Annotated in this window: 8 protein-coding genes; all 8 read left to right on the top strand. The window is 46.0% G+C overall.

All coding sequences use genetic code 11. From position 1 onward, the window contains the following. The 8 genes from minC to O9290_RS24475 all read left to right on the top strand — a co-directional run bounded on the left by minC (nucleotide 1) and on the right by O9290_RS24475 (nucleotide 9157). On the top strand, nucleotides 1–828 hold the full coding sequence (gene minC / locus O9290_RS24440; RefSeq protein WP_288058845.1) for a septum site-determining protein MinC: 828 nt from the start codon (nucleotides 1–3) through the stop codon (nucleotides 826–828). 250 nt (nucleotides 829–1078) lie between these two features. Further along, entirely contained in the window at nucleotides 1079–1879 is an 801-nt protein-coding gene (gene minD, locus O9290_RS24445; protein ID WP_002761677.1) for a septum site-determining protein MinD, read from the top strand. 29 nt (nucleotides 1880–1908) lie between these two features. Further along, entirely contained in the window at nucleotides 1909–2196 is a 288-nt protein-coding gene (gene minE, locus O9290_RS24450; RefSeq protein ID WP_002761678.1) for a cell division topological specificity factor MinE, read from the top strand. Continuing rightward, entirely contained in the window at nucleotides 2193–2381 is a 189-nt protein-coding gene (locus tag O9290_RS24455; protein ID WP_002761679.1) for a hypothetical protein, read from the top strand. The genes minE and O9290_RS24455 overlap by 4 nt, the downstream gene beginning before the upstream one ends. Nucleotides 2382–2786: 405 nt before the next feature. Then, nucleotides 2787–5843, top strand: coding sequence for a phosphoenolpyruvate carboxylase (gene ppc, locus O9290_RS24460; protein ID WP_288056285.1), 3057 nt, complete (start codon nucleotides 2787–2789; stop codon nucleotides 5841–5843). A 520-nt stretch (nucleotides 5844–6363) separates the two neighbouring features. Continuing rightward, entirely contained in the window at nucleotides 6364–7647 is a 1284-nt protein-coding gene (gene glyA, locus O9290_RS24465; RefSeq protein ID WP_002761683.1) for a serine hydroxymethyltransferase, read from the top strand. Nucleotides 7648–7725: 78 nt separating this feature from the next. Then, the gene (locus O9290_RS24470; protein ID WP_002761684.1) at nucleotides 7726–8790 is read left to right on the top strand and encodes a glycosyltransferase family 4 protein; all 1065 of its coding nucleotides are present in this window, start codon (nucleotides 7726–7728) and stop codon (nucleotides 8788–8790) included. Nucleotides 8791–8857: 67 nt separating this feature from the next. Beyond that, on the top strand, nucleotides 8858–9157 hold the full coding sequence (locus tag O9290_RS24475) for a hypothetical protein (RefSeq protein ID WP_002761685.1): 300 nt from the start codon (nucleotides 8858–8860) through the stop codon (nucleotides 9155–9157). Nucleotides 9158–9365: the final 208 nt, after the last annotated feature.

Genomic DNA, 9365 nt, shown 5'->3' on the forward strand with positions numbered 1-9365 from the left:
ATGGATGAAACTAAAACCGAAATAAATCAAGAAATCGACTCAGAAACCGAAAAAATTGCGCCATCAGCCTCGGTAATGTCGAGATACGCCCAAATCCACTTAAAAAGTGAGGGCGATAAATTGCTGCTAATTTTGCCCAAAACCGGTGCCGGGGAGACAAGTCAGGATTGGACAGATATCTTGACAGGATTAAAATATTATCTCCGTAATAGCGGCCAAAACTGCCCCGCTAGAACACCAGTACACCTACAGGCCAACGATCGCCTGATGGATACGCGCCAACTACAAGCGATCGCCACAATTTTAGACAGTGCCGAATTACCCCTGCATACCATCCAAACCCAAAGAAGACAAACCGCAGTAGCAGCGGCAACCATGGGTTACAATGTCGAACAAATGCGCTCGAGTCCCACGGTTTTCGGGGACGAGCAACCGCTACCATCCCTCCTCGCCGAACCTTTGTACTTAAAAACTACCCTGCGATCGGGTGTAGAAATCCGTCACCCGGGCACAGTTATAGTCATGGGCGATGTCAACCCCGGCGGATCGATCGTCGCTGATGGCGATATATTGGTTTGGGGGGGTTTACGCGGTGTGGCCCATGCTGGATTCCGCGGCGATCGAGCAGCGGTAATTATGGCCCTGCGAATCGACTTAACTCAACTGAGGATCGCGGAATTAGTGGCACGGACCCCGGCTTTAAATAGCGATCGCATGGAACCAGAAATTGCCTGTATCAGCGAAGGAGGAATCCGCATCATTGGGGCTTATAATTTTTCCAGAACCTACACCTTTAAAGATCAAGTGGGATGGGTCGAAAAAAAGTGATCAGTCACCAGTAAACAGTGATCAGTGACCAGTGATCAGTAAACAGTGATCAGTAAACAGTGATCAGTAAACAGTGATTCAGTGACTGGTAAAAATAGCGATTAACTGCGTTGAAACGAAAAACTCTATAAAACTGATAACTGATAACTGATAACTGATAACTGATAGCTGATAACTGATAACTGATAACTGATAGCTGATAACTGATAACTGATAACTGATAACTGATAACTGATAACTGATATAAATTATGGCTCGTGTAATTGTGGTGACATCGGGAAAGGGAGGAGTCGGTAAAACGACGGTAACGGCGAACTTAGGTTCAGCTTTATCTCAATTAGGCTGTCGAGTCGCCCTTGTCGATGCCGATTTCGGACTAAGAAATCTCGATTTATTGTTAGGATTAGAACAGCGTATCGTTTATACTGCCATCGATGTGGTGGCGGGAGATTGTAGTCTTGATAAAGCTTTAGTTAAGGATAAAAGACAGGAAAATCTGGTTCTATTACCGGCGGCACAAAACCGCACCAAAGAGGCAATTACTGCCGATCAAATGAAGGATTTAGTCGCCCAATTGTCAAAAAGTTACGACTATGTATTGATTGATTGCCCAGCAGGAATTGAAATGGGTTTTCGCAATGCGATCGCCGCCGCCCAGGAAGCGATCATAGTTACTACCCCAGAAATGTCGGCGGTGAGAGATGCCGATCGCGTGGTGGGATTACTAGAAAGCGAGGATATTAAGAGTATCCGTCTGATTGTCAACCGGCTGCGGCCAGAAATGATCCAACTTAACCAGATGATCAGCGTCGAGGACATTCTCGACTTATTGGTAATTCCCCTGTTGGGGATTATTCCCGACGATCAAAGAATTATTATTTCCACTAATAAAGGGGAACCATTAGTATTAGAGGAGAAGACCTCTCTCCCCTCCATGGCCTTTAGAAATATTGCCCAGCGTTTACAGGGTCGCGATGTGCCGTTTCTAGATTTAATGGCCGGTCAAGAAGGTTTTCTTACTCGTCTGCGTCGTCGCTTGTTTGGGCCTTAAACTCTCTCATCTCAACCCCTTAACCTACTATGAATGACCTGATCGATAAACTTCTAGCATGGCGCGGTTCGGGCAAAAGTGGCGACCAAGCTAAAAAACGCTTAAAACTTATTCTGGCCCATGATCGCGCCGATCTTAGTCCCGAAATTCTCAATATGATGCGTCAAGAAATCTTAGAAGTGGTCAGTCGTTATCTTGATATCGACACCGAGGAAACCGAGTTGATCCTAGAAAGTGACCAACGGACTACAGCCCTGATTGCTAATTTTCCGATTCGTCGCATCAAACGCCGTCCTTTAACCGAGAAATTGCCATGAAAACTCAACCGATCGAGCTTTGGCTTAGTCTAGCAGTTAGTCCCTTTCTTTTATCCTACTTAGGACTACGTTCTATTAATAATTGGTTGATAGAAGTCGGGAAAGACAGCGAGGAAATCTTTCGGGGCGATCGCTTGCCCCTTCTCAATATTCCCGATCAGTTACCGGTCAACAGTGACCAATAATCCAAGAAAAAAATCCTTTTGCCCCCTGAAAAGAGGCAACAATAGTGAAATTTTTGTTAAAAATCGGAAAAAATGTGATTATTTGGCATATAATCTCATTTTTGACCAACCCTAAAGAACTAAGCTAAGACGCATCTTAACCGCCTATCCTTAGATTAGCTGAATTTCCCCCAATCCCTTTACTATTGCCTCTTGCCTCTTGCCTCGTCTCAACAAGCAATTTAAATGCTTGACAGCTTAATCCCGATCTATCAGTGATCAGTTATTGGTTTGATAGAGTTTTTCATTTCAAGGCAGTTAATCCCTATTTTCACTGATTACTGATTACTGATTACTGATTACTGTTTACTGTTTACTGATTACTGATTACTGTTTACTGTTTACTGATTACTGATTACTGAAATTATGAGCGTCCTTGTCCCCTCAACCGAAACCGAACAGGATATTTTCAGCACTTCCAACCTGTTTCTGCAGCAAAGACTGAAATTAATCGAAGATTTATGGAAAGAAGTCTTAGTCTCCGAATGTGGTCAAGAATTAGTCGATTTACTGGAATTACTGCGCCATCTCTGTTCTGAGGAAGGACAAGTGACCGATGATAGTCCGGAAGCAATGATCGCCAAAATGATCGAAGACTTGGAACTAGGGGAAGCGATCAAAGTTACCCGCGCTTTTGCCCTCTATTTCCAGTTAATAAATATAATCGAACAACACTACGAACAAAGGGATCAGCAACTACTGCGACGGACGGTGATCGGGGAAGAAAACGAAAGTCCCAAGGCTGACCCAACGCAAAAAAGCATTTTAGCCACCATTGTCGGGGCCGATTGGCTAGAAAAAACCCTGAACGGGTCCGATCACTCCACCCCAAAATCGGGACTATTTCACTGGTTATTTCCCTATCTCAAACAGGTTAACGTCCCTCCCCAAGAAATTCAGCGTCTTCTCGATCAATTAGATATTCGTCTGGTTTTTACGGCCCACCCCACGGAAATTGTCCGTCATACCATTCGCATTAAACAGCGCCGCATCTCGGGCATTCTCGAAAAACTCGACCAAGCAGAAGAAATCTTTCGCAGTATGGGGTTAACTAACTCCAGAGAAGCACAAACAGTCACCAAACAGTTAAAAGAAGAAATACGTTTCTGGTGGCGAACAGATGAACTACATCAATTTAAACCCACTGTCGTCGATGAGGTGGATTATGCCCTGCACTACTTCGATGAAGTTCTCTTCGATTCCCTACCCCAGTTAACCCTGCGTCTGCAGCAAAGCCTACAATCCTCCTTTCCCCGTTTACAAGCGCCGAAAAATAACTTCTGTCGCTTCGGTTCTTGGGTGGGGGGGGATCGGGATGGCAATCCCTCCGTTACCCCCGAAGTCACCTGGAAAACCTGCTGTTATCAGCGCAATCTCGTTATTAAAAAATATCTCGATGCTATTCGCGACCTGACCAGTATTTTAAGTGCCTCCCTGCACTGGTGTCACGTCTTGCCGGAGTTGCTGGACTCCCTGGACAGAGATAAGCAGCAAATGCCCGAAATCTATAGCCAGTTAGCAATCCGCTACCGTCAGGAACCCTATCGCCTCAAATTGGCCTTTATTCAAAAACGTCTGGAAAATACACGCGATCGCAATAATCGCCTCAATGATCCGGAAGAACGACAGTTATTAACTAAACTCAACGAAACCAACATCTATCGCTCCGGTTCCGAGTTTTTAGCCGAATTACAGCTATTACAGCGCAGTCTCTTGCAAACTGGTCTTTCCTGTCAAGAACTCGATCGACTGATCGCCCAAGTGGAGATTTTTGGCTTTGTCCTGACTCAGTTAGATTTTCGGCAAGAATCCACCCGTCACGCCGAATGTATCGAAGAAATCGCCGCCTATCTCGGAGTTTTACCCAAACCCTACGGCCAATTAACCGAATCAGAAAAAATCGCCTGGTTAGTGGCGGAATTAAAAACCCGTCGCCCCTTAATTCCCCGGGAAATGCCCTTCTCGGAAAGAACCTGCGAAACCATTGAAACCCTGCGAGTTTTAAGAAGTCTGCAAGGGGAATTTGGTCTGGAAATCTGCCAAACCTACATTATCAGCATGACCAACGAGGCCAGCGATGTGCTAGAAGTGCTGTTATTAGCCCAAGAAGCCGGTTTATACGACCCCGCCACTAGCCGCAGTTCCCTCCGCATCGTTCCCCTCTTTGAAACCGTCGATGACCTCAAACACGCCCCCGGCATCATGCAGACTTTGTTTGAATTGCCCCTCTACCGGGCAGCCCTAGCCGGCGGTTACCACCATTTAGGGGCTTTAAACGGGGAGGAAGTGACCCTGGAACCGGCCATCCTCGAACCGGGTAATTTACAGGAGATTATGGTGGGTTACTCCGATAGTAATAAGGATTCCGGCTTTTTAAGCAGTAATTGGGAAATTCATAAGGCCCAGAAGGCTTTACAAAAAACCGCTAAACAATACGGCTTGGATCTACGTCTTTTTCATGGCCGGGGCGGTTCCGTCGGTCGGGGTGGTGGACCGGCCTACGCCGCTATCCTCGCCCAACCCCGGGGAACGATTAACGGTCGCATTAAAATCACGGAACAGGGCGAGGTTTTAGCCTCGAAATACTCCTTACCGGAATTGGCCTTGTATAACCTCGAAACGGCCGTAACGGCAGTTATACAGGCAAGTTTACTGGGCAGTGGTTTTGATGATCTCGAACCCTGGAATCGCATCATGGAGGACTTGGCCACCCGTTCACGGCAAACCTATCGCAGTTTGATTTATGAAGAACCGGACTTTTTAGACTTCTTTCTGTCCGTAACTCCCATTCCTGAAATTAGTCTTTTACAGATTAGTTCCCGACCGGCGCGCCGGAAAAGTGGTCAACAGGATTTAACTACCCTGCGGGCAATTCCCTGGGTATTTAGTTGGACCCAAACCCGGTTTCTTTTACCTGCTTGGTATGGTTTAGGGACAGCTTTACAGATGTTTCTCGATGATTCTCCTAGCAGAAATTTGGAATTGTTACGCCATTTTTATCACAAGTGGCCTTTCTTCCAGATGGTGATTTCTAAGGCAGACATGACTCTATCGAAGGTGGACTTACAGATGGCCTATCACTACGTCAGTGAACTTTCTAAACAGGAAGATCGAGAACGTTTTGAACGTCTGTTTGCAAGGATCAAAGAGGAATATAATCGCACTAGCGAGATTGTTCTCCAGATCACCGGCGAGAAACATTTATTAGATAATGATCCGAGTTTACAGCGCTCGGTGCAGTTACGCAACGGTTCGATCGTTCCCCTCGGTTTCCTACAGGTGTCTCTCCTCAAGCGTTTACGTCAATACAATAGTCAAGCTCAATCCGGTGTGATTCATTTCCGCTATTCTAAAGAGGAGTTATTAAGGGGCGCTTTAATGACGATTAATGGTATTGCCGCAGGGATGAGAAATACCGGTTGATTACAGATAATTAATGGTAGTTTTCGGGTGGTTATCTTGAAGGTAATCCACCCTATTTTTAAAATTTGTCAACTTTTTGTAGAACTTCTACTAAGTTGTTATTTTTAAAGGGAAAATCACCGTTAAAATTGGGCATTACTTCTGATTTTATCACTCAATCCCAGCTTTTGGGGGGTTCTATTGGCTAATATTAAGTAGCTGGTTATAATTAAATTAAAAATGGATTTTAGGTTCGATCCCCCCTGCCCCCCTTGATAAGGGGGGTGCCGATCCCCCCTTAGTCCCCCCTTTAATCCCCCCTTAATAAGGGGGGCATCTGATAATTTTTAACGCCTACCTACTTACTATTACTTATTGACTAAAAATGAAGATTTTACTGCTAACAGTTGACAATTGATGAGCGACCCCGAAGAGAGGCAATTAAGCTCCCTGGTGTGTCGGAAGATTAGAGATTGTGCCAAAATGGAGAAAGTGACCCAAGGATTACAGGTAAATTGTTAAAAAAAAGGATCGAGTAACCGTGACTGATACCAACCTAGATATACTATCCCTGACGGATCCAGCGATCGCAGGGATTTTGCAAAAAGAACTGCAACGTCAAAGAGATCACCTAGAATTAATCGCTAGTGAAAACTTTACCTCCGCTGCCGTCATGGCCGCCCAGGGTTCGGTTTTAACCAACAAATACGCGGAAGGACTGCCCAAAAAACGCTACTATGGCGGTTGCGAATACATTGACGAAGCGGAACAATTAGCGATCGATCGGGTTAAACGACTATTTGGGGCAAACCACGCTAACGTACAACCCCACTCCGGCGCCCAAGCTAATTTCGCCGTTTTCCTGACCCTCTTGCAGCCCGGCGATACGATTATGGGTATGGATCTCTCCCACGGGGGTCATCTTACCCACGGTTCCCCCGTTAACGTTTCCGGAAAATGGTTCCGAGTAGTACAGTATGGAGTAAGTCCCGACAGCGAACGCCTTGACTACGATCTCATCCTTGACATCGCTCGCAAGGAAAAACCCAAACTAATTATCTGCGGTTATTCTGCCTACTCGCGCCGGATTGATTTCGAGAAATTCCGCGCCATCGCTGACGCAGTGGGGGCCTACCTGATGGCAGATATTGCCCATATTGCCGGTTTAGTGGCCACTGGTCATCATCCTAATCCCCTACCCCACTGTGATGTGGTCACTACCACCACTCACAAAACCCTGCGCGGTCCTAGGGGGGGGTTAATTATGACCAAAGACGAGGAATTAGGCAAAAAATTCGATAAATCCGTCTTCCCCGGTACCCAAGGCGGACCCCTAGAACACGTGATTGCGGCGAAAGCTGTGGCTTTTGGGGAGGCCCTGAAACCGGAGTTTAAAATCTATTCGGGCCAAGTAATCGCTAATGCCCAAGCTTTAGCCGGTCAGTTGAAGGCTAGAGGGATTAAAATTGTCACTGATGGTACGGATAATCACTTGATGTTACTCGATTTAAGATCCGTGGGCATGACCGGGAAAGAGGCCGATCGCTTAGTGAGTACCATTAATATTACCGCTAATAAAAACACTGTTCCCTTCGATCCCGAGTCTCCCTTTGTTACCAGTGGTCTGCGCTTGGGTTCCCCGGCTATGACCACCAGAGGACTAGGAGAAACGGAATTTATCGAGATTGGCAACATTATCGCCGATATTCTCCTTAATCCCGGTGATGAAGCCCTGAGAACTGCTTGCCGTCAACGGGTAGGGAAACTCTGTGAAAGCTTCCCCCTCTATCCCCATCTCCATATTTCCGTCCCCGCCTTGGCCTAAAACGAGAGATAATAAAAATTCATAATTGGCGATTGCCTGTCAGTTGCCAATTGTGAATTAAATCGCCCCCCAATTCCCATGTCTGGAGATTTATACTATCTAATTGCTTTTCTGATCGCCCATACCGTGGTACTTTGGAGTACCCCCCTCGTCAGAACCGTCGGACTGAAAAGCGGTTACGTCGATAAACCCAACGAAAGGAAGGTCCATGAAAAGCCTATGGTTCGACTGGGGGGAGTTTCGATTTTTGTCGGCGCTTTAACTGCCCTCCTGATCGTTTGGTGGTTGGGAGGGTTTGCAGGTTTAAACAGCGATCGAGAATGGGAAGTGTGGGGCGTAACCCTAGGCGGTTTGGGCTTTTTCCTCATCGGTCTAGCGGATGATCTTTTTAATCTTTCGCCGCTCAATCGTCTGGTAATGCAGTTTAGCGTCGCTTTTCTAGCTTGGCAAGCCGGGGTAAGGATCGATTTCCTCTCTATTCCCTTCGGCGATTTATTACAAATTCATTGGCTAAGTTTACCAGTTACTCTCCTCTGGTTAGTAGGGATGGCTAACGCAATTAACTGGATTGACGGTTTAGATGGATTAGCGGCGGGGGTTTCGGGTATATCTGCCGTGGTGATTTTGATTGTAACTTTGGTGATGGGACAACCGGCGGCCGCTATTATCGCCGCTGCTTTGGCGGGTGGGGCCCTGGGTTTTCTGCGTTACAATTTTAACCCCGCCCAAATTTTTATGGGGGATGGTGGGGCCTATTTTATGGGTTTTACCCTCGCGGGTGTGGCGGTGATTGGATTGGCTAAAACTACTGCTGTGACTACTGTTGCCGTTACCGCCGTCCTATTACCCTATCTCATCCTCGCGGTTCCTCTCCTCGATATGTCCACGGTGATTATTTCCCGTCTCAAACGCGGAAAATCCCCTTTTGTGGCTGATAAACGTCATTTACATCATCGTTTACTAAAAGCGGGTATCTCTCACCGTCTGACAGTATTATTTATCTACGCTCTAACTCTCTGGGTGGGCAGTTTAGCCCTCGGTTTCTCCAATGTTCCCAGTGGTTGGGGTTTTGCCTTTGGTGCAACTCTCCTCCTCGGTTACGTCGGTTGGCAAGTCTGGCGCAATCGTGGCAGTGAACCGTAAGCCATCTTAAACTAGAAAAAAGATTAATAATTAAGATAGCGGCAGGATAACTCTGGGAGTTTAGCAAATGTCTAACGAAACCGTAACTTATTCCCTTGAAACGGTCCTCAAGGAAATCAAAGACAGCATCAAGGAAGTCAACCACAAAGCTGATAGAATCGAGCAACGTCTGACAAAATTAGAAATCGGACAGGCAGAACTTAAAGGAGAAATTAAAGCTTTAGATGAGCGACTAAGCACAAAAATTGACGGATTGACCGCTAGAGTTGCCTATCAAGAGTTTACTAATCGAGGCATTTTGATCGCCCTTGTTGTTGCTATTTTAGGAGGAGCAGCTAAACTTTTTGGATTTATTGGCAACCCCTAGAAGTTGCCCTTAGCATCATAAATTTTTCCTATCTTATTTGGCTCTTCGGTAATTGTTATGCAATGGACGGGGGTTATAAGGGATGGAACCCTTATATAGAAAGGCATTTAGCGATTTTTGTCAATTGTTTTTTATCTAGAGCGAACTAATCAATTAAGTCTCTTGCCAGATAAGGATTTAGTCGATTTATGCCCCCCTATCGAACCAT

The organism is Microcystis sp. LE19-41.2A (assembly GCF_027530405.1).
In the GTDB taxonomy this organism is placed as follows: Bacteria; Cyanobacteriota; Cyanobacteriia; order Cyanobacteriales; family Microcystaceae; genus Microcystis; species Microcystis aeruginosa.